Raw genomic sequence first — 21526 nt, 5'->3', positions numbered from 1 at the left:
CATGAACGCCGCCCTGCCCCTCGCGCCCGTCCAGCTCTTGCCTGCTGCACTGCAGGCGGGGTTGGAGGCTGTCAGCGCGCCGCTGCTGGTTCACAACGGGCAGCACATCACGTTCGCCAACGACGCCATGCTGCGCCTGCTGGGGCGCAACCAGGCCGAACTGCAGCAACTCGCGCCCGAGGCCTGGGCCGCGCCCGACCAGCAAGCCGCGCTGCGGGACTACGGCCAGCGCTGCCTGGACTGCGAAGGCGCCCTGCCGACCATGGAGGTCGAGGCCGTCAGCGCCAGCGGCAGCAGCCGCCATCTGGAGATCACCGCACGGCGCCTGTACGCCGACAACGGCGCGCCGCTGGCGCTGCTGACCTGCCAAGACCTCAGCGACATGCGGCACGTGCAGAACAGCCTGCTCGAAGTCGGCCGCGTGATGTATCAGATCGTCGAGAACGGCCCGGTGGCCAGCTACGTGATCGACAGCAACCATCGCGTCACGCACTGGAACGCGGCCTGTGCGCAGCTGACCGGCCGCAGCTCCAGCCAGATGCTGGGCGAGGACGACACCTGGCGCGCGTTCTACGCCGAGCAGCGGCCCATGCTCGCGGAGCTCATCGTGGACGGCTGCGTCGAGACCGAGGGCCCGCTGCACTACGGCCTGGCGCTGAACCAGTCGCCGCTGCTGCCCGACAGCTACGCCTACGAAGGCTTCTTCCCTCAGCTGGGCCCGAGCGGGCGGTGGCTGTACGTGACGGCCGCGCCGCTGCGTGGCATTGGCGGGCAGCTGATGGGCGCCATCGAGACGCTGCAGGACGTCACGGCACGCCACGAGGTCGAGGAACAGCTGCGGCGCCACCACGCCGAACTGGAGTCCATCGTTGCGCAACGCACCGCCGAGCTGCGCCTGACGCACCAGGAGCTCGAAGCCTTCCTGGAGAACGCGTCGGTGGGCATCGCCGCCACACGCCAGCTGCAGGTCGCGCGCAGCAACAAGAAGTTCGCGCAGATCCTGGAGCTGCCCGACGACATCAGCGTCGCCGAGATGCCCATGCGGCGCTTCTTCCTCGATGACAACGACTTCCACGACCTCGGCCGGCTGGCCAACAGCGCGCTGCGCGCCGGCACATCGCTGGTGCACGAGATGTGGCTGCAAACCTGGACGGGCCGGCGCATCTGGGTGCAGCTGATCGGCTACGCGTCCAACCCGGCGGGCAGCTCGCCCGGCATGTGGTGGCTGCTGCAAGACCGCACCGAGGTGCTGCGCGCCCAGGAAGAGCTGGTGCAGAACTACCGCAACATCCAGGAAACCAACGCGCGGCTCGAAGAAGCGCAGAACCAGCTGCTGCAGAGCGAGAAGATGGCCTCCATCGGCCAGCTTGCGGCCGGCGTTGCCCACGAGATCAACAACCCCATCGGCTTCGTCAACTCCAACCTGGGAACGCTGCGTCGCTACGTCGAGCAGCTGATGGCATTGACCCAGGCCTACGTCAGCCGCGAGCACGAGCCGCTCGATGCGGAACTGGCGGCGTTGAAGCAGGCTGCCGACCTGGAATTCATTGCCGAAGACCTGCCCTGCCTGCTGGACGACAGCGAGGACGGCCTGTCCCGCGTGCGCAAGATCGTGCAGGACCTGAAGGACTTCTCACGCGTGGACCACGCCGACTGGCAGGACGCCGACCTCAATCAAGGCCTGGAGTCCACGCTCAACGTCGTCATGAACGAGGTCAAGTACCGCGCCGACGTGCACCGCCAGTACGGCACGCTGCCGCCGGTGCGCTGCCTGGCCGGCCAGCTCAACCAGGTGTTCATGAACCTCATCGTCAACGCTGCGCACGCGATGCCCACGGAGCGGCGCGGCAACATCACGCTGGCCAGCGCGCTGCACAGCGTCGATGGCCGCGACTGGGCCTGCGTCGAGGTGGCCGACGATGGCTGCGGCATGTCGCAGGAAGTCCAGCGCCGCATCTTCGAACCCTTCTTCACCACCAAGCCGGTCGGCCAGGGCACGGGGCTGGGGCTGTCGATGTCCTTCTCCATCGTGCAGAAGCACGGCGGCCGCATCGAGGTGCAGTCAGCCCCGGGCGAAGGCACGCGGTTTCGCGTGTGGGTGCCGGTGACGGGCCCGGCCGGCCCAGGCTGAGCCTCAGCGCGCCAGCGGCGCCGTGACGGCCTCGATGCGGGCCACGATGTCCGGCGTGAGCTGGGGCGTCACGGCCAGGGCGCCGAGGTTGTCGCGCAGCTGCTCGATGCGGCTGGCCCCCAGGATGACGGTGGACACGCGCGGGTTGCGGTTGACCCACGCAATCGCCAGCTGCGCCGTGTTGCAGCCGAGTTCCGCCGCGATGTCGGCCAGCTGGCCCACCGCCGCGTTGCGCGCCGGGTCCTGCAGCTGCTCACGCATCCAACCCATGCTCTCCAGCGCGCCGCGGCTGCCGTCGGGGATGCCGCCGCGGTACTTGCCCGTCAGCAGGCCGGAGGCCAGCGGGCTCCAGGTGGTGAGGCCCAGGCCGATGTCCTCGTACAGCCGCGCGTACTCCTGCTCCACGCGCTTGCGGTGGAACAGGTGGTACTGCGGCTGCTCGACGACCGGTTTGTGCAGGTGGTGGCGCTCGGCGATGTCCCAGGCCGCGCGGATGTCGGCGGCGCTCCACTCGCTCGTGCCCCAGTACAGCGCCTTGCCCTGGCGGATCAGGTCGCTCATGGCCCACACGGTCTCCTCGATGGGCGTGTGCGGGTCGGGCCGGTGGCAGTAGATCAGGTCGATGTGGTCCAGCTGCAGGCGCTTGAGCGAGCCGTCCACGGCCTGCATCAGGTACTTGCGGTTCAGCGTGTCCTTGCGGTTGGTGGTGGTCACGCCATCGCGGCTCAAGCCCCAGAAGTACTTGCTGGAGACGATGTAGTCGAGGCGGTTCCAGCCCAGCGCCTTGAAGGCCTGGCCCATCACGACCTCGCTCTCGCCCTGGGCGTAGACCTCGGCGTTGTCGAAGAAGTTGATGCCGGCATCAAACGCCGCGGCCAGCATCTCGGTGGCGGCCTTGGTGTCGACCTGGTTGTGGTACGTGACCCAGGAGCCCAGCGACAGTTCCGAGACCTGGAGGCCGGCGCGGCCGAGACGGCGGTATTGCATGGTGGTGCGGTGATGAGTGAAAACGGGGCCGCAGCTTACGCGCGGCCCCGTCGGCATGCAGGAGAGGGGTCGATCGATCAGCCGCGGCGTGCGCGGCGGCGGGCGGCGGCGCCCACCACACCCAGGCCGGCGGCCAGCAGCGCGATGCTGGCCGGCTCGGGCACCGGTGCGGCGCTCAGCTGCAGGTCGTCCAGCACCAGGGACTGGCCGCCGCTGACCGTGATGCCGAAGCCGTAGATGTCGGCCTGGGCGCGCGAGAAGCCGAGGAACATGCCCTCGTTGTAGCTGTCCCAGCTGGTGTCGACCTTGTAGGTGAAGGACTCCAGCACCTGGTTGGCGGCGGTGTAGGCCGTCAGCGTCAGCGTGGCCGTCTTCAGGCCGTCTAGCGGCTGGCTCAGGTTGAAGTAGGCGCCGACCTGGGCCTGCGCGCCGCCGAAGAAGCTGAACAGCACCGGGCCGGTGGCGGCCAGGAAATGGCCGCTGCCGGTGGGCGTTGTCTCGCCCACGCGCGCGCCCCACAGGCCGTTGCCGGCGAGGTCCTGGTTGTTGGCGCCGAGCAGCGAGGCAGCGTCAGAGACGTACAGCGTGTCGCTGTCCAGCCAGACGCGCTTGGACGCGTCGACAGCCAGGCCGTCGTAGCCGTCGAAGTTGACGACGCTGACCGGCGCGAAGCTGGCCGTGGTCGACACGATGCTCGACGCGTGGGCCACGCCCGCGGCGCTGAGCGCGGCCACCAGGGCCAGGGAGGCGAAAGAGGTCTTCATGATGAGGTTCCTGAATGGAGGATGAGGTCAGCTGCCGATGACGCCGCCGTCGTTCTTGGTGATGACGACGACGCCGGAACGCGGCCGGCCGGCGGCCAGCGGCGTCACGCCGTCGGAAGCCACGCTCCACTGCCCTTGCGGCCAGTTGGAGAACTGCGTCGGGTTGGCGGCAACCGCGTCTTCGCCCGGGTGCTGCACGCCGACGAACAGGGTCTTGCCGTCCGGCGTCATGGTCACGCCGGTGACTTCGCACTTGTTCGGGCCGGTCAGGAAGCGGCGCATCTCGCCGGTGTTGGGGTCGGCGCAGACCATGCAGTTGGCGCCGATGTTGATCCAGTCACCCGAGCCGTCGCCCACCTGGTCGGTCTGCACCCACAGGCGGCCGAAGTAGTCGAACCACAGGCCGTCCGGGGCGCCGAAGTCGGCGCTGCCGGCGGGCACGTCGACGATGTTGCCCTTGTAGTCATTGGTGGGCCGGGCCGTCTTGGCCGTGGCGGTGTCGCCGGCCTGCGCAAAGATGTCCCACGCGAAGCTCGTCGCGCGCACCGACTGGCCAGATTCGCGCCAACGGATGATGTGGCCGTAGACGTTGTCGGCCCGGGGGTTGGCCGCATCCACCGGCGGGCGGGCGGCGCCGGCCCCGGTACTGCCGTCGATCTGGTTGACGGAGGGCGTGTTGGTGCCGCGGCGGTTGTTGTTGGTCAGCGTGCAGTAGACCTCGATCTCGCTGAAGCCGCCGATGCGCGGGCGGGCGCCCGTCCACTCGGGGCGGTCCATCATCGTGGCGCCCACGGCATCGGCCGCCATGCGGGTCTTGATCAGGATCTTGGCCTGCACCTCGGCGTCGTTGGCGCCCGCAAAGTTCGGGTTGTTGCGCAGCGCGACACCGTCCTTGCCGACGGTGCCCGGCACCAGCGCCAGCCACTCGCCCACCAGGCTGCCGTCGAAGCGCGCGACGTACAGCGTGCCGCTGTCCAGCAGGTTGCGGTTGGCGGCCTTGTTCGTCGGGTTGAACTTGCCCGCGCAGACGAACTTGTAGATGTACTCGTTGCGCTCGTCGTCACCCATGTAGAACGCGACATCGCCGTTCTTGTCGACGACGTACTGCGCGCTCTCGTGCTTGAAGCGGCCCAGCGCCGTGCGCTTGACGGGCACCGACTTGGGGTCGAACGGGTCGATCTCCACCACCCAGCCGAACAGGTGCGGCTCGTTGGGGTTGGTCGTCACGTCCCAGCGCGCGTCCGTGGTGTGCCAGCGGTAGCCGAAGCCGCCGGCGCTGACGCCGTAGCGCAGGTTGAGCTTGCCGATCTCGGTCGTGGCCGAGGTGTCGACAGCGCCGGTGCCGCCGAAGTTGCCGTTCCAGTTTTCTTCGCAGGCCAGGTAGGTGCCCCAGGGCGTGATGCCGTGGGCGCAGTTGTTGACCGTGCCGAAGCAGGTCGTGCCGTCGGTCATGTTGCCGGTGGCGATGCTGGCGGCGTCGGTGATGACGAACTCGCGCGTGCGCATCAGCGCATGACCCGCGGCCGGGCCGGCGATGCGCATGGGCGTGTTGGAGGTGATGCGGCGGCCGTACAGCGAGGTCTTGGCCACGCGCCACTTGCCGCCCACGCGACGGGCTTCCACCACGGACACGCCATGTGCAGCCTGCGACTTGCGCGTCTTGGCCAGCGTGTAGCCGGCGCCGACCTGGCCGTCGGTGAACAGGATGTCCTCGTGCGTGTACTCGTTGTTGGCCACCAGCAGGCCGCGCTCGGACGAGGGCTTGCCGTCGGTGCCGTTGAACGGGAAGAAGTGCATGCCGTCGGTGTGCATGCCGTACTGCTTGGCTTGCTCGGCAGCGGTCTCGCTGGCCGTGCCGCTGAAGGGCAGGCCGCCGGGCATGATGGGGTCACCCCAGGCTACGAACAGCTCGGCCGTGTAGCCGGCCGGCACCGTCACGCGGTCGACGACGGCGGTCGCGGAGCCGCCATGCACGGCCACGTTGCGGGCGCGCGTCTCGGCCGGGATGCTCTCGAAGCCGATGCCGGGGAAGCCCGGGCCTGCCGCCACCGGGGCCGCCTGCACGGTGTTCACCAGGCCGCCCAGGCTCAGACCGCCGGCAGCCGCCAGCGCCGCGGAGCCCACCGAGCCCTGCACGAAGCGGCGGCGGGCGCTGTCCACCTGGTCGATGACGTCACGGATGCTGGCATTGCCGGACGGGTTCAACGACTGATCGTTGGTCGGATGGGACTTGCCTTTCATGGGAACTCCTGAGGGATTGAGCGGACAGTGCGCCAGGGCGGCGGCAGGCTGGAGCACTGTGCTTGCCGCCCGTTGTGGCCTCATGTCTTGCCCCCTGCTGTTCGGACTACGGGCTGCCCCGCAACACCGGGGGGTTTGGCGGGAGCCGGGTATCGTTGCGGCCTTCGTCCCATCGTTCCTGCCCCATGAAACTCGCCGTCATCGGCGCCGGCCCGGCCGGTCTGGCGCTTGCGCTGCTGGCCGCCGAACGCCTGCCCCAGACCGAGATCCACCTGTTCGACACCCGCCCGCTGACGCAGGACGTCAGCGGCGACGCGCGCACGCTGGCGCTCAACCTGGGCAGCGTGCGCCTGCTGCAGCGCCTGCAGGCCTGGCAGCCCGAGGCGGCCCAGGCCATCCAGCGCGTGCACGTCAGCCAGGCGCCGCCGGCCCCGGTGGCCGGCGAGGTGTGGCTGCGTGCGGCCGACCTGGGCGTGCCGCAGCTGGGCGCCGTGCTGCGCTATGGCGCGCTGGTGGCGCCGCTGCAGCAGCGCTGGCTGGCGCTGGCCGCTGCCGCGCCGCAGCGGCTGTTCACGCGCTTCGGCACCGCGGTGCACGCCATCCGCACGCAGACCGACGGCGTCGAGCTGGACAGCGGCGACGGCCCGCTGGTGGAGCGCTTCGACCTCGCCGTCGTCGCCGAAGGTGGCGTGTTCGCCGAGCAGGCCCGCAAGCGCATCCGCAGCGACTACCACCAGAACGCCTGGGTCGGCACCGTGCGGCTGGCGTCGCCCGGTCTGCAGGGCCTGGCGGTGGAGCGCTTCACGCGCAACGGCCCGCTGGCGCTGCTGCCGCTGCCCGACGACGCCCAGGGGCCGCGCGCGGCGCTGGTGTGGTGCCTGCCGCAGGCCGAGGACGACATCGCCACGCTGACCGACGCGCAGCGCCTGACCGTCATCCAGCAGCAGCTGCCAGCCGCCGCCGGCCGGCTCACCGGCATCTCGGCGCTGAAATGCTTCCCGCTGGGCCTGAACGCCGAGACCCGGCTGCTGCACGGCCGCGCGCTGCGCATCGGCAACGCCGCCCAGACGCTGCACCCGGTGGCCGGCCAGGGCCTGAACCTGGGCCTGCGCGACGCGCAGGCGCTGGTGGATGCGCTGCGGGAGTGGACGGAGGTGACCGGCGCAACCGGCCTCAGCCTGGACGCCACGCTGGCCCGCGTGGACTGGCAGCGCGCGCCCGACCGCTGGCCCATGATCGCCGCGACCGACTTCCTGGCCCGCAGCTTCGCCTGGCGCCTGCCCGGGCTGCCCGCGCTGCGCGGCGTGGCCCTGGCCGGGCTGGAACTGGCCGGCCCGGTGAAGACCGCATTGGCGCGCCGCATGATGTTCGGAGGCTGAGCATGACCGGCAGCGCCTGGGGGCTGGCCGGCGGGTGGCCGCGGGGTCGCGCGCGATGAGCGGCTTCCGCGGCGACCGTCGCCACGCGCTGTGTGCCCTGGCAACGCTGGCCGGCGCGGCGGGCAGCAGCCACGCCGACGATGCGCCGCCGCTGCGCTACATCGCGCCCGGCACCGGCGACCGCTTCGGCAGCTACGTGCTGGCCCTGCTGGAGCGTGTGCGGCAGCGGCGCGGCCTGCGCTTCCAGGCCGTGCCGCCCATGCAGATCACCCAGCGCCGCCTGGAGCTGGAGGTCAGCCGCCGCGGTGGCGTGGCCGACCTGATGTGGGGCATGTCCAACGCCCAGCGGCGCAGCGAACTGCGCTGCCTGGAACCGCGGCTGGACGAAGGCCTGATCGGCTGCCGCCTGCTGGTGGTGCGAGTGGACGACCTCGCCCGCTGGCCCGCGTCGCTGGCCACCCGCGTGCTGCAGGCGCGCCGCGCGGGCCAGGGCCTGCACTGGCCGGACGTCGACATCCTGCGCGACAACGGCTTTCGTGTGGACACCGCCGGTGGCACGCTGGCGCTGTACGAAATGCTGCAACGCGGGCACATCGACTACTTCCCGCGCTCGGCGCTGGAGGTGCTGGAAGAGCTGGAAACGCTGGACAGCCCCGACCTCACGATCGCCCCGGGCCTGATGCTCCGCTACCCGGCCGGCAACCACATCTTCGCCGGCCGCCACCCCCAGCCGCAGGTGGATGCGCTAGAAGAGCAGCTTGCCCAGCTGGCCCGCAGCGGCGAGATGAAGCGGCTGTTCGACGCCGCGTTCGACCCGGTGCTGCGCCCCCTGGGGCTAGCGGGCCGGCGCAGCATCACACTGCACAACCGCCGCGACGGCTGAGCGCGCCACGCCGGCCGCCTGTCCGAGCGACGAAGGCTCTGCGCTGCCGCCAGGCGGCACGGCCCGCGACAATCGGGCCATGTCTCTGAACGCCTACATGGACGACCTCGGCCGCGCCGCCCGCGCTGCCGCCACGACGATGGCCGCCGCCTCCACGGCCGCCAAGAACACCGCGCTGCTGGCGCTGGCCCGCCGCCTGCGTGAAGCCGGCCCGGCGCTGGCCGACGCCAACGCGCGCGACCTGGCCGGCGCCGCCGAACTCAGCGGCCCGCTGCGCGACCGCCTCAAGCTCGACGCGAAGACGCTGGCGACGGTGGCCGAAGGCTGCGAGCAGATCGCCGCCATGCCCGACCCCATCGGCGAGATCACCGGCGTGAAGCGCCGCCCCACAGGCATCAGCGTGGGCCAGATGCGCGTGCCGCTGGGCGTGTTCGGCATGATCTACGAGAGCCGCCCGAACGTGACCATCGAGGCGGCGTCGCTGGCCATCAAGAGCGGCAACGCCTGCATCCTGCGCGGCGGCTCCGAGGCCATCCACTCCAACCTCGCGCTGGCCGAGCTGGTGGCCGCGTCGCTGGAGGAAGCCGGCCTGCCGCGCGCCGCCGTGCAGCTCGTCAACACGACGGACCGCGCCGCCGTGGGCCTGCTGATCTCGCAGCCGCAGTGGGTGGACGTCATCATCCCGCGTGGCGGCAAGGGGCTGATCGAGCGCATCAGCGCCGAGGCGCGCGTGCCAGTCATCAAGCACCTGGACGGCAACTGCCACAGCTACGTGGACGAGTTCGTCGACCTGGACCTGGCCGTCAAGGTGGTGGACAACGCCAAGACGCAGAAGTACAGCCCCTGCAACGCGACCGAGTCGCTGCTGGTGCATGCGGCGCAGGCGGCGGCCTTCCTGCCGCGCATCGCGGCCGTGTTCAAGGCCAAGGGCGTGGAGATGCGCGGCTGCCTGCGCACGCTGGCCCTGGTGCCCGGCGCGGTGGCGGCTTCTGAGGAAGACTGGTCCACGGAGTACCTGGCGCCCATCATCAGCATCAAGGTCGTCGATTCACTCGACGAGGCGATTGCGCACATCAACCGCTACGGCTCGCATCACACGGATGCGATCCTGACGACGAATCATGTGTCGGCGATGCGCTTTCTGCGCGAAGTCGATTCAGCCAGCGTGATGGTCAATGCAAGCACGCGGTTTGCCGATGGCTTCGAGTACGGGCTGGGGGCCGAGATCGGCATCTCAACCGACAAGTTCCATGCGCGGGGGCCCGTGGGGCTGGAGGGGCTCACTTCGATGAAGTGGGTGGTGTTGGGGCAGGGGGAGGTGAGGGGCTGATGCCTGCCCCTGGCTGACACATGGACGATCGGTTCATCGAGCCTACGGCTGCCGGTCGATTGAAGCTCGGCGTTTGCGCAATCGCAGGACTTGCCGTGTCTGTCGCTGTGGACATTTGGTGGCAGCCCTTCATGGGCTACGTGAGAGCCTTGCCCGTCTGTGAATCGCTCCCTTGGCTTCGGGGCATCGTTCTGGCCTTTGTGGGACTGTTTTGGCTGGCAGGGCTGGCCGTCTCCCGCGCTGCTTTGCTGACTTTGCGGTCGGGCCAATCCCCGTTCCCTGGGGCATGGGTTTGGTCGAGAACCAGAGTCAGATCAGGGTTACGCGCTCGATTGGATGGCTGTGGATTTGCCCTCGTGGCCGTCGCTTGCTTCTTGGGCCCGTTGTTGGCGGCTTATCTGTTGGACGTGCCTGTCATTTTTTGTGTGGCCGTCTCATGTGGTTGCTGAGCTGGGTAGGCTGGAGTGAATGCAATGAACCCCAGCGACATGCTGGCCGTGGATTGCCTTCGTGGCTGTTGGCTTGCTGCGTGAGGCCCAGCCGGGAATTCGCCCCGGCGGGCGACCTACTTTTTGGCCGACCAAAAAGTAGGCAAAAAGTCGCCCCTGTTCCGTCGCCCCTTCGCTGCGCTACGGGGTCCCCTGCGCTTCTCGGCGGCCGGGGCCGCGCCCAACTCGCTTCGTTCACTGCGCTCACTACGCTCAGACAAAGGGGCGCGAAGTCAGATGACGAAGCTCGCTGCGCTCGCGCCCCGGCCGCCTGCGATGCTCGGCTCCTCCAAAGGGGAGTGAAGGAACAGCCAACACCCCAACAGCCAAAAACCAAGCCCACCAGCCGTCCGCCCCGAGGTATTTGTCTTCCCCCCCCTCTGAGCCCGCCGAGGAACGGAAGGGCTTGAGGCCGTGCGCGCAGCGCACCTCGTGAACTGACTTCGCGCGGTTGTCTGAGCGCAGCGTAGCGAAGCGAGTTCCGCGCGAGGCCTCAAGGCCTGAGTACCGCAGGGGACCCGAAGCGCAGCGAAGGGCGGGCGGATCGGGGGTCGCTTCTTTGCCTACTTTCTTGTCGACACAAGAAAGTAGGTCGCCCGCCGGGGCGAAATCCCGGCGCAATGCAGCGGGTCAGAAGATTCGTCGTGAAGACATCCCAAACCGGACGTCACGCCATCACCTCAACCCCGTCACCACCGCCTCCTTCGGCGCACTGATCACATACTCCGCCGTGAACCGCTGGCTCTGCCCCGCCGCCAGCGGCAGCTCCCACAGCACCAGCCCAGGCTGCTTCTTCCAGGCCTGCGTCGTCGGCGTCGGCGTGAACTGCGCCTGCACCTTGATGTCCTCGTGCTGCGACACCGGTGCAGCTTCCACCAGTTGCAGCGTCACCGCGTTCGCATGGCGGTTCTCGATCACGTAGCCGCGCGCGTAGCGGTGCTCGGCGCGCACGCCGATGAAGCCGGTGTTGCCTGCGTTCTTCTGCTCGGGCTCGACCTGCACGCGCAGGCCGTCGTCGCGGCCGAAGGGCAGCTCCAGGCACTCCTCGCTGCCGGCGACGTTGAGCGTGCTGTTGCCCACCAGCGCACCGTCGCGCAGCAACTGCACCGGGCCGCGCGGCCAGCTGCCTGCGGGCCGGGCCAGGTCGGCCACCAGATAGGCCGCCGCCTCGGCCTGCGGCTGCACGCGGGCGATGAGCTTGGCTTGCAGCCTCTCGCTGCCCAGCGTCAGGCTGGCGCGCTGCGTGCCGCTGGCGATGTTGACGCGCAGCGGCAGCGTGAACTCGGTGGCATGCGCACCCTGGAACACGCTGAGGTCGAAGCGCTCCGGCTCGGTCACGCGCGATCCCGTCACCATGACGTTCTCCAGCGACTGGGCCTTGGCCGCCATCGGCGCCGGCGCGGGCATGGCCCGCATCTCGGCCAGCGGCGGCTGCGGCTTGTAGATGTCGAGCTGCCAGGGGCGCGGCAGGCCGATGGCCACGCGCGGGGTGGTCTGTGCGGTGGACAGGCGCAGCTTCACGTCCTGCCAGTCCTCGCCGCTCTGCTGCGACACCTGAGCCAGCCGCTCCAGGCTGACGGCGCCGCTGGCGCTGTCCAGCAGCGCACGGTAGCTGGGCGCCCAGCCGGCCTGGGCGATGCGGTAGCTGAGCTTCAGCTCGACGTCCTTGGCGGTGGACAGCCGCACGCGCAGGCTGCGCCATTGCGGATTGGCGCTGGCCAGCCGGTCGCGCTCGCCCTGCAGCGGGGCCAGTTGCTTGTCCAGCTCCTCCTGCTGGCGGCGCAGCTGGGCCTGGCGGGTCAGCGCGTCCTGCGCGGTCTTGCGGATGCTGTCGGCCGTGCCGGCAATGCCGGCAGCCGGCGTGCCGCGCGCCTCGCCGGAGCCCAGCGCTCTCAGGTAGCCCAGGCCGGTGTCCAGCGCGCCCAGCTCGGCGGTGATGGCATCGCGCCGCGCTTCGAGCTTGCGGATGTCCTCGTCCAGCGGGCCCTTGCCGCAGTCCGGCACGCGCTCGCGCGGCAGGGTCTCGATCTGCACCGGCCCGAGATGGACACCGGCCGGCGCCGTGATCTGCAGCGAGTCGGGGTCGAAGCGGGCCGTCAGGCAGTGCAGCACCAGCTCCTTCGCGCCGGCCGCCACCGGAGCCAGCCGCGTGACCTGGGCGCCGCCGGGGTAGACCAGCACCTCGTCGATGCGGGATTGCGCCTGGGCGCCGAGGGCAAGGCTGACGAGCAGGAAGGGCAAGGTGCGCATGCGGGTTTCCCGGGATGCAAAGGGGCGACAACGGTAGCATCCCGCCCATGCAAGACACCCGCAAAGCCCTCGTGCTTTTTTCCGGTGGCCAGGACTCCACCACCTGCCTGGCCTGGGCCCTGGACCGCTACGCCGAGGTCGAGACGCTGGCCTTCGACTACGGCCAACGCCATCGCATCGAGCTGGACTGCCGCAACACCGTGCGCGCGCAGATCGCCGCGCAGTTCCCGGCCTGGGCCGGCAAGCTGGGCGCTGATCACCTGCTGGACCTGTCGCTGCTGGGCCAGATCAGCGACACGGCGCTGACCAGCGAGCGCGCCATCGAGCTGCAGGCCAACGGTCTGCCCAACACCTTCGTGCCGGGCCGGAACCTGCTGTTCCTGACCTTCGCCGCGACGCTGGCCTACCGCCGTGGCGCGTCGGTGCTGGTGGGCGGCATGTGCGAGACCGACTTCTCCGGCTACCCCGACTGCCGCGACAACACGATGAAGGCGCTGCAGGTGGCGCTCAGCCTGGGTCTGGACGCGCCCATGACGCTGGAGACGCCGCTGATGTTCATCGACAAGGCCGCCACCTGGCGCCTGGCCGAATCGCTCGGTGGCGACGCGCTCGTGAAGCTCATCGTCGAAGAGACGCACACCTGCTACCTCGGCGAGCGCGGCGCGTTGCACGACTGGGGCCATGGTTGCGGCCACTGCCCGGCCTGCGAGCTGCGGGCCAAGGGCTTTGCCGGCTACCGGAACGGCACATGACCGCCTGGCAGTGGGTGGGCGTTGCCGGCGCGGCGCTGCTCTTCTTCTGGGGCGTGGGTGCCTACAACCGGCTGATGGCGCTGCGCAACGCCATCGGCGACGCTTTCACGCAGTTGGATGCGCACCTCAAGGAGCGCGGCGAGGTCTGCGACCGGCTGCTGGCCACCGTGGGCCCACGCCTGCCCAGCGAGCAGGCCACGTTTGACGCGCTGGCCAGCGCGCAGGCCGAGTCGCAGGCCGCCGCCCAGGCCGCGCGCGGCAAGCCCTGGGCGCCCGACCCCGCCGGCAGCCTGGCCGTGGCCGGCGCGCTGCATGCGGCGGCGCTCACCCGGCTGCTGTCGCTGCTGGACCACCAGCCCGAGTTGCGCAGCGAGACCGAGATCGACGCGCTGGTCAGCGAGCTCAAGCTGATCGAACGACAGCGCGCCTTCACGCGCCAGGTCTTCAACCAGGCGGTGGCGCAGTACAACGAGGCGATGAACCAGTTCCCGACGCGGGTGCTGGCCAATCTCTACGGCTTCAAGGAAGCGCGCTCGCTGTGAGCGGCGCGCCGCGGTGCGGCCTCAGCTGACCGCGATCGCGCCCGAGGCGCACATCTCGCGGAACAGCGCGGCCATCGCACCACCGCTCATCGCGTAGGGGTCGAGCCTGCCGGTCTCGGAGTACTTCAGCACCAGCGCCGGGTTGAGGCGGTGCAGGTTGACCTGGCCCATGTTCCAGCCAGGAAAGCCGCGCTCGACGATCTCCTCGTACCCCAGCAGCACGACATCGCGATGCCGCTTGTCGAGCACGATGTGCTTGTAGCGCGCGTTGACCGCCTCGCGGCCGCCCTCCAGCACCTGCACGAACATGCCGTCGCTGTAGCACAGCAGGCCGGTGATGCCCTCGGCCGGGTTGTGCTCGCGCGAGGTCTTGAGGATCTGGGCCAGGTCGGCCTCGGAGAAGGCCGCGGTGGCGCGGCTGGCGTACATCAGGCGGACGAGCATGGTTCAGCCCTTGGCAATCAGTGACAGGAACTCGCGGCGCAGGTTGGCGTCCTTCATGAACGCGCCCCGCATCACGCTGTTGGTCATCTTGGACTCGCTGTCCTTGACGCCGCGCCAGTGCATGCAGAAGTGGTCAGCCTCCATCACCAGCGCCAGGCCGTCGGGCTGCACCCGCTCCTGCAGCTCGTTGGCGAGCATGGTGACGGCCTCTTCCTGGATCTGCGGCCGGCTCATGATCCAGTCGCACAGCCGCGCGTACTTGGACAGGCCGATCAGGTTGGAGTGCTCGTTGGGCAGCAGGCCGATCCAGACCTTGCCCATGATGGGGCACAGGTGGTGCGAGCAGGCGCTGCGCACGGTGATGGGGCCCACGATCATCAGCTCATTGAGACGGCTGAAGTTGGGGAACTCGGTGACCGAAGGCGCCTGCGCGTAGCGCCCGGCGAACACCTCGCGCACAAACATCTTGGCGACGCGCTTGGCCGTCTCCTGCGTGTTGTGGTCGCTGTCGGTGTCGATCACCAGGCTTTGCAGCACGGCCTGCATCTTGGCCTGCACCTCGGCCTGCAGCGCGTCCAGCTCGCCGGGCTCGATGAAAGCAGCGATGTTGTCGTTGGCATGGTGGCGGCAGCCGGCCGACACGAGGCGGTAGCGGATGCGCTCGGAGACGGGCGCGTCGGGGGCGGGGGCATTCATGGCAACGATTCTGGGGCCAAAGCCCACTTCTACACTGCCCCCATGTCCCAAAGCCCTTCCTCCGGCCCCCCTTCCGCCCCGCTGCACCGGCTGCTGTCCCAGGCGGCTGACGCCGTGCAGGGCGTGCGCGACGGCCGCTCGCTGACCGACCTGCTGGCCAAGGTGCCGGGCGACCTGCGCCCCGGCACGCAGGCCCTGGCCTTCGCCGTGCTGCGCCGCCTGGGCAGCGCGCAGGCCGTGCGCCAGCAGCTCGCCCCGAAGGCGCCGCCGCCGCGCGTGGACGCACTGCTGGTGACGGCGCTGGCCCTGCTGTGGCCCGACCCCGACGCCCAGGCCGCGCCCATGTATGCCGACCACACGCTGGTGGATCAGGCCGTCCACGCCGCCAAGCAGCGCGCGCCGGCCAGCGCCAACTTCGTCAACGCCGTGCTGCGCCGCTTCCTGCGCGAGCGCGACGCGCTTCTGGCCGCCGCCCAGCGCAGCCCGCTGGGCGCCTTCAACCACCCGGACTGGTGGGTGGAGAAGCTCAAGGCCGACTGGCCCGCCCAGTGGCAGGCCATCCTGGCGGCCAACAACCGCCCGCCGCCGATGACGCTGCGCGTGCATGCCCAGCGGGGCACGGCGGCCGACTACGTCGAGCGCCTGGCCACGCTGGGCATCGCGGCCCGCACGCTGGGCGCGCCCACGCCGCAGGCGGTGGTGCTGGAGAAGCCGGTGCCGGTGGCGGCGCTGCCCGGCTTTGCCGACGGCCTGGTGTCCGTGCAGGACGCCGCCGCACAGCTGGCCGCGCCGCTGGTTGTCGGCATGGGCACGGAGCGGCCGCTGAGGCCCGGCGCCCGCGTACTGGACGCCTGCGCCGCCCCCGGCGGCAAGACGGCCCACCTGCTGGAGCTGCAGCCCGACCTGCAGCTCACCGCGCTGGACGCCGACGCCCAGCGCCTGGCCCGCGTGCAGGACAACCTGAAACGCTTGCAACAGCACGCAACGCTGAAGGCCGCCGACGCCCGCCAGACCGCCAGCTGGTGGGACGGCCAGCCCTTCGACGCCATCCTGCTGGACGCGCCCTGCAGCGCCTCGGGCATCGTGCGCCGCCACCCCGATGTGCGCTGGCTGCGCCGGCCCGGCGACATCGGCGCGCTGGCGCAGATCCAGGCCGAGCTGCTCGATGCACTGTGGCCGCTGCTGGCGCCGGGCGGGCGACTGGTCTACGCCACCTGCTCGGTGTTCCGCGCCGAGGGCCAGGCGCAGCTCGACGCGTTTTTGCAACGCCAGCCCGACGCCAAGTCCCACGACGTGACCGGCTTCACCGGCCACCTGCTCCCCGTCGCTGAGAATGCTGGCTCGCAGCCCCCGGCCCTGGACGGCTTCTTCTACGCGTTGATCACCAAGCCCTGATTTGCTCGCCCGCATCGCCATTGCTGCTTTCATCGCCCTGCTGCTCGCGCTGCTGCCGGGCGGTGTGCGCGCCGACGGCATTGAGCTGGCGCAACTGGCCACCCGCAAGTCCGACGACGGCCTGGAGCTGAGCTTCGCCACCCGCTTCGAGCTCAGCCGCGCGGCCGAGGACGCGCTGCACAAGGGCGTGCCGCTGTACTTCGTGGCCGAGGCCACGGTGCTGCGCAACCGCTGGTACTGGCGCGACGCCCGCGCCGCCCATGCCGAACGCACGTGGCGGCTGGCATGGCAGTCGCTGACCCGCCAGTACCGCATCTCCACCGGCGGCCTGCACCAGAGCTTTGCCACGCTGGACGAGGCCCTCAACGTGCTGCGCGGCCTCAGCGCCTGGCGGATCGCCGAGCCGCGCGACATCGAGGACAGCGGCAGCCACTACCTGGAGTTCAGCTACCGGCTGGACGTGACTCAGCTGCCCCGCCCGATGCAGATCGGGCTGCAATCCGGCTTCGCGCTGAGCGTGGAGCAAAAGCGCAACCTCGCGCCCGATTTCTCGCTGAAATGAGGCGCCTCCCCCGGCCCGACATGGTGGCAGCGGAGCCCTCCGCATGACCAAGACCGCGCGCTGGGGATGGATCGTCACGCTGGTCACGCTGACCGGCGTGGCCGGCGTGCTGGCCTTCGTGCTGACCATCGGCACCACCAGCGAACGCGGCTTCTTCGAGCGCCACTACCACTGGCTGTACTGGGTCAACGTGGCGGTGGCGGCGGTGCTGACGCTGGTCATCCTGACGGCCGCCGTGCAGTTGGTGGTGCGCGTGCGGCGCGGGCGCTTCGGCAGCCGGCTGCTGCTCAAGCTGGCCAGCATCTTTGCGCTGGTGGGCGTGGTGCCCGGCGCGATGATCTACGCCGTCTCGTACCAGTTCCTGAACCGCAGCATCGAAACCTGGTTCGACGTGCGGCTGGCCAGTGCGCTGGAGGCCGGCCTCAACCTCGGCCGCGGCACGCTGGACGCCATGGTTCACGACCTCGGCGTCAAGACCCGCGACGCCGCCCAGCAACTGGCCGATGGCGGCACGCCCCAGCTGCTGGCGCTGGAGCGCCTGCGCGACAAGCTCGGCGCCCGCACCGTGGCGCTGGTGGGCGGGCGCGGCCAGATCCTGCTGGAAAGCGGCGGCGACACTAGCCAGCTCACCCCCGACCGGCCCAGCGACACCATGCTCAGCCGCGCCCGCGGCGGCACGCCGGCCAGTCAGCTCGAAGGCCTGGAGGACGAGGCCGCCGCGCTGCAGCACGGCGCCCAGATCCGCGCGCTGGCGCTGCTGCCCAATACCGAGCTCCGCCTGGGCCTGGGCGAGCGCTACCTGATGGTGATCGAGCGCGTGCCGGCCAGCATGCTCAGCAACGCGCTCGCCGTGCAAACGGCCAACAGCGAGTACCAGCAGCGGGCGCTTGAGCGCGTCGGGCTGCGCCGCATGTACCTGGGCACGCTGACGCTGGTGCTCATCCTGGCCGTGTTCGGCGCGCTGCTGCTGGCCGTCACGTTGGGCAACCAGCTCGCGCGGCCGCTGCTGCTGCTGGCCGACGGCATGCGGCTGGTGGCGCGCGGCGACCTGTCCGTGCGGCCCGTGCTCGCCTCGCGCGACGAACTGGGCGGCCTGACCCGCTCGTTCGCCGACATGACCGGCCAGCTCGCCGATGCCCGCGCGCAGGTCTCCCGCACCGTGGCCGAGCTGGACGCCGCCCGAACCCACCTGCAGACCATCCTCGACAACCTGACCGCCGGCGTCCTCGTCTTCGACCCCGCCGGCCTCGTCGAGACCGTGAACCCCGGCGCCACGCGCATCCTGAAGCTGCCGCTGTCCGCGTACATCGGCCGGCCGCTGGCCGACGTGCCAGGTCTTGCCGACTTCGCAGCCGCACTCGCCCAGCGCTTCGACCAACACCTCGGCCCCGACCCCACCGAGCGCGACATGGACCGCGAGCTCTGGCAGGAGTCCTTCGAACTGCAGCTGGACCCCAAGCAGGATCCGCTGACCCTGCTGGTGCGCGGCGCGCCGCTGCCCTACGGCGCGCGGCTGGTGGTGTTCGACGACATCTCCGAAGTCGTCTCTGCCCAACGCTCGGCCGCATGGAGCGAGGTGGCGCGCCGCCTGGCGCACGAGATCAAGAACCCGCTGACGCCCATCCAGCTGTCGGCTGAGCGCCTGCAGCACAAGCTCGAAGCCAAGCTCGAAGGCCCCGACCAGGCCATGCTGGTGCGCTCCGTGGCCACCATCGTCAACCAGGTGCAGGCGATGAAGCAGTTGGTCAACGAGTTCCGCGACTACGCCCGCCTGCCCTCGGCCCAGCTCAAGGCGCTGGACCTCAACGCGCTGATCCACGAGGTGCTCAGCCTGTACGCCGAGGCCCAGGAGACCGGCCGGCTCGCCACGCAGCTGGCGCGAGACCTGCCCCCCATCAAGGGCGACGTCAGCCAGCTGCGCCAGGTCATCCACAACCTCGTGCAGAACGCGCTGGACGCCGTGTACGACCGGCCCGAAGGTCATGTGGTGGTGCGCTCCTCGCTGTCGCTCACCGAGGACGGCAAGCCCCGCTCCGTGCGGCTGCACATCCTCGACAACGGCCCCGGCTTTGCCGAGAAGGTGCTCAAGCGCGCCTTCGAGCCCTACGTCACCACCAAGACCAAGGGCACGGGCCTCGGGCTCGCCGTGGTCAAGAAGATCGCCGACGAGCATGGCGCACGCATCACGCTGCGCAACCTGCACGCCGCTTCCGATGCGGGTTCTCCCGCTGATGACGCGCCGGAGGGCGCCGTGATCGGCGCACAAGTTTCGCTATCATTTTCGAATCTGGCGCCTGCCACCGAGCCCGGTGGCGCAGGCACCAAGACCTAAGGATTCATGGCCACCATTCTTGTTGTCGACGATGAGCTGGGCATCCGCGCCCTGCTCTCTGAAATCCTCAGCGACGAGGGGCACACCATCGAGCTCGCAGAGAACGCCGCGCAGGCCCGGGCCGCGCGCGAGCGCTCGCGCCCCGATCTCGTGCTGCTCGACATCTGGATGCCCGACGTCGACGGCGTCACCCTGCTGAAGGAATGGGGCGGCGCCGGCCTGCTGACGATGCCCGTCATTATGATGAGCGGCCACGGCACCATCGACACCGCCGTGGAGGCCACCAAGTTCGGCGCCATCGCCTTCCTTGAAAAGCCCATCACGTTGCAAAAGCTGCTGCGTGCCGTCGAGCAGGCCCTCGTCAAGACCGCACCGCCACGGCCGGCACCGGCTGCAGCTGGCCTCACCAGCTATGCGCGCACGGAGCCCGCATCCGGCCTGGGCCTTGGCATGTCTGCCGTGGCCCCCGCACACAGCGCCGCCAGCCTCACCAGCCATCTGCCCGCCAGCCACCACAGCAGCGCGCTGACCTCCGAGCAAACCTTCGAGCTCGACCGCCCGCTGCGGGAGGCACGCGACGCCTTCGAGAAAAGCTACTTCGAGTTCCACCTGGCCAAGGAGAACGGCTCCATGACCCGCGTGGCCGAGAAGACCGGCCTGGAGCGCACCCACCTGTACCGCAAGCTCAAGCAGCTGGGCGTGGACCTCAGCCGCAACAAACGCGGCGCCGGGGGCTGACAACACGCAAAAGTCTGTGCTACAGTCGCGGACTTCGCTGAACGGCAAATGCCGCACAGCACGGAAACAAGGCCAAGTAGCTCAGTTGGTAGAGCAGCGGATTGAAAATCCGCGTGTCGGTGGTTCGATTCCGCCCTTGGCCACCAATCATTCCTGAGCCCGCTCAGACAAAAGCCCAGCGTTCACCCGCTGGGCTTTTTTGTTTCCGAGCGCGGCCGTCGGAGAGGAAGCGCCCCAGACCCCGGCCACATGCGCACGTCGCGTCGATGATCCGTCGAGCCCATGTCGCTCATCCCCTCGAATCTGCAGTCTGTCGCGCCACGCTAGGTCGCAGCCCCCTGGGCCGATATGGTGTGCTACATCAGCAACACACCACGGAGCTCCCATGACTCCCACCTGGACAGACCAGGCGCCGATCTACCAGCAGCTGGCCGACCGACTGGCCGTGCAGTTGCTGGACGGCAGCCCCCCGGAAGGCGAAGCCCTGCCTTCGGTGCGCGCACTCGCCAGCCAGTACGTCATCAATCCGCTGACCGTCACGCGGGCGCTGCAGGCGCTGGCCGAGCACGGCTTGGTGGAGCCGCGCCGCGGCCTGGGCATGTTCGTCACGGCCGGCGCGCGGGAACGGTTGCTGCGCCAGGAACGCGAGCAGTTTCTGCAGAAAGACTGGCCCGCGCTGCGCGCCAAGCTCAAGCGGCTGGGCCTGTCCGCCAAGGATCTGAACTGGGAGTCGACATGAACCTCATCGAAGTCAAGAACGCCACCCTGCGCTACGGCAAGAAGACGGCGCTCAACGATGTCTCCATCGCCGTGCCGGCCGGCCGCGTCGTCGGCCTGCTGGGCCACAACGGCGCCGGCAAGACCTCGCTGATGAAGGCGTTGGTCGGCCTTCAGCAGATGCAGGGCGAGGTGACGGTGCTGGGCCTCAACCCGTCGCAGAACCGCCAGAAGTTGCTGGAGCAGCTGAGCTACATCCCCGATGTGGCTGTGCTGCCGCGCTGGGCTCGCGTGCATGAGCTGATCACGCTGATGAGCCGGCTGCAGCCCAAGTTCTCGGCCGACCGGGCCCGGGCATTGCTCAAGCGCACCAGTGTCAGCGAAAACGACAAGGTGAAAAGCCTGTCCAAGGGCATGGTGGCGCAGACGCACCTGGCGCTGATCGCCGCCATCGACGCGAAGCTGATGGTGCTGGACGAGCCGACGCTGGGGCTGGACGTGGTGTCGCGCAAGAGCTTCTACGAGATGCTCATCGACGAGTGGTGCGACGGTGAGCGCAGCGTGCTGATCTCGACGCACCAGGTGGAGGAGGTGGAGGCGCTGCTCTCCGACGTGATCATGCTGGACGAGGGCCGCGTGGCGCTGGCCATCAGCCTGGAGGACATCGACCGCCGCTTCGTCGCGCTGAACCACGACCCGGCCGCCGCTGACGCGATGGCGGCCGCCCACCCGCTACTGCGCTACCGCGAGCAGGGTCGCACGACCTCGCTGTTCGACGGCGCCCCGCCCGAACACCTGACCAGCCTGGGGCAGCGCGTGCGTCCCAGTCTCGTCGATCTCTTCATGGCGCTGACCCGCAACCCGGCGCTGAACAAGGCCCAGGCCTGAACCTCGG

18 protein-coding genes and 1 tRNA gene are annotated in these 21526 nt (G+C 69.8%); 13 read left to right on the top strand and 6 right to left on the bottom strand.

Annotated features, from left to right (window positions below):
* Position 1 precedes the first annotated feature (1 nt).
* Positions 2–2131, top strand: a complete 2130-nt coding sequence (locus NYO99_RS08765; protein WP_268166790.1) for an ATP-binding protein — start codon at positions 2–4, stop codon at positions 2129–2131.
* Between the two features lie 3 nt (positions 2132–2134).
* Here NYO99_RS08765 and NYO99_RS08760 read toward each other — a convergent pair whose 3' ends face one another.
* From NYO99_RS08760 to NYO99_RS08750, 3 genes are all read right to left on the bottom strand, one after another.
* Positions 2135–3118 (bottom strand): potassium channel beta subunit family protein, encoded by a 984-nt coding sequence (locus NYO99_RS08760; RefSeq protein WP_268166789.1) that lies wholly within the window; start codon positions 3116–3118, stop codon positions 2135–2137.
* A gap of 77 nt (positions 3119–3195) precedes the next feature.
* Positions 3196–3882: a PEP-CTERM sorting domain-containing protein gene (locus NYO99_RS08755; protein ID WP_268166788.1), complete on the bottom strand. Its 687-nt coding sequence runs from the start codon at positions 3880–3882 to the stop codon at positions 3196–3198.
* 27 nt (positions 3883–3909) lie between these two features.
* On the bottom strand, positions 3910–6123 hold the full coding sequence (locus NYO99_RS08750; RefSeq protein WP_268166787.1) for a PhoX family protein: 2214 nt from the start codon (positions 6121–6123) through the stop codon (positions 3910–3912).
* A gap of 185 nt (positions 6124–6308) precedes the next feature.
* Between NYO99_RS08750 and NYO99_RS08745 the strand changes: the two genes are divergently transcribed.
* The 3 genes from NYO99_RS08745 (at position 6309) to NYO99_RS08735 (ending at position 9715) form a co-directional block, all read left to right on the top strand.
* Positions 6309–7502 carry an FAD-dependent monooxygenase gene (locus NYO99_RS08745; protein WP_268166786.1) on the top strand — a complete coding sequence of 398 codons (1194 nt, stop codon included), beginning with the start codon at positions 6309–6311 and terminating at the stop codon, positions 7500–7502.
* Between the two features lie 55 nt (positions 7503–7557).
* Positions 7558–8385, top strand: coding sequence for a type 2 periplasmic-binding domain-containing protein (locus tag NYO99_RS08740; protein WP_268166785.1), 828 nt, complete (start codon positions 7558–7560; stop codon positions 8383–8385).
* A 79-nt stretch (positions 8386–8464) separates the two neighbouring features.
* The gene (locus NYO99_RS08735; protein ID WP_268166784.1) at positions 8465–9715 is read left to right on the top strand and encodes a glutamate-5-semialdehyde dehydrogenase; all 1251 of its coding nucleotides are present in this window, start codon (positions 8465–8467) and stop codon (positions 9713–9715) included.
* A gap of 1163 nt (positions 9716–10878) precedes the next feature.
* Here NYO99_RS08735 and NYO99_RS08730 read toward each other — a convergent pair.
* Entirely contained in the window at positions 10879–12453 is a 1575-nt protein-coding gene (locus NYO99_RS08730; protein ID WP_268166783.1) for a DUF4139 domain-containing protein, read from the bottom strand.
* A 47-nt stretch (positions 12454–12500) separates the two neighbouring features.
* On the opposite strand from NYO99_RS08730, the gene queC reads away from it, so the two are divergent.
* A complete protein-coding gene (gene queC, locus NYO99_RS08725) occupies positions 12501–13205 on the top strand; it encodes a 7-cyano-7-deazaguanine synthase QueC (protein WP_268166782.1) in 705 nt (234 codons plus the stop codon).
* A complete protein-coding gene (locus tag NYO99_RS08720; protein ID WP_268166781.1) occupies positions 13202–13747 on the top strand; it encodes a LemA family protein in 546 nt (181 codons plus the stop codon). Before queC ends, NYO99_RS08720 begins: the two co-directional genes overlap by 4 nt.
* A 21-nt stretch (positions 13748–13768) precedes the next feature.
* On the opposite strand, the gene NYO99_RS08715 is transcribed toward NYO99_RS08720, so the two are convergent.
* Positions 13769–14191 (bottom strand): BLUF domain-containing protein, encoded by a 423-nt coding sequence (locus NYO99_RS08715; RefSeq protein ID WP_268166780.1) that lies wholly within the window; start codon positions 14189–14191, stop codon positions 13769–13771.
* Between the two features lie 3 nt (positions 14192–14194).
* Positions 14195–14887 carry a GTP cyclohydrolase I gene (folE, locus tag NYO99_RS08710; protein ID WP_268166779.1) on the bottom strand — a complete coding sequence of 231 codons (693 nt, stop codon included), beginning with the start codon at positions 14885–14887 and terminating at the stop codon, positions 14195–14197.
* Between the two features lie 42 nt (positions 14888–14929).
* On the opposite strand from folE, the gene rsmB reads away from it, so the two are divergent.
* From rsmB to NYO99_RS08675, 7 genes are all read left to right on the top strand, one after another.
* Complete coding sequence (gene rsmB / locus NYO99_RS08705; RefSeq protein ID WP_268166778.1) at positions 14930–16282, top strand: 16S rRNA (cytosine(967)-C(5))-methyltransferase RsmB; 1353 nt, start codon at positions 14930–14932, stop codon at positions 16280–16282.
* A gap of 1 nt (position 16283) precedes the next feature.
* Entirely contained in the window at positions 16284–16844 is a 561-nt protein-coding gene (locus NYO99_RS08700) for a DUF4390 domain-containing protein (protein ID WP_268166777.1), read from the top strand.
* A gap of 43 nt (positions 16845–16887) precedes the next feature.
* Positions 16888–19176, top strand: a complete 2289-nt coding sequence (locus tag NYO99_RS08695; protein WP_268166776.1) for a sensor histidine kinase — start codon at positions 16888–16890, stop codon at positions 19174–19176.
* A gap of 6 nt (positions 19177–19182) precedes the next feature.
* Positions 19183–19914 (top strand): response regulator, encoded by a 732-nt coding sequence (locus NYO99_RS08690; protein WP_268166775.1) that lies wholly within the window; start codon positions 19183–19185, stop codon positions 19912–19914.
* Positions 19915–19984: 70 nt separating this feature from the next.
* Positions 19985–20060: transfer RNA gene (locus tag NYO99_RS08685), tRNA-Phe, on the top strand.
* Between the two features lie 239 nt (positions 20061–20299).
* Entirely contained in the window at positions 20300–20653 is a 354-nt protein-coding gene (locus NYO99_RS08680; protein ID WP_268166774.1) for a GntR family transcriptional regulator, read from the top strand.
* Entirely contained in the window at positions 20650–21519 is an 870-nt protein-coding gene (locus tag NYO99_RS08675; protein WP_268166772.1) for an ABC transporter ATP-binding protein, read from the top strand. The genes NYO99_RS08680 and NYO99_RS08675 overlap by 4 nt, the downstream gene beginning before the upstream one ends.
* The last annotated feature ends 7 nt before the right edge of the window (positions 21520–21526 follow it).

The sequence above is a fragment of the Roseateles hydrophilus genome (assembly GCF_026712245.1).
Classification (GTDB): Bacteria; Pseudomonadota; Gammaproteobacteria; order Burkholderiales; family Burkholderiaceae_C; genus Pelomonas; species Pelomonas hydrophilus.
This window is presented reverse-complemented; position numbering and strand designations above follow the sequence as displayed.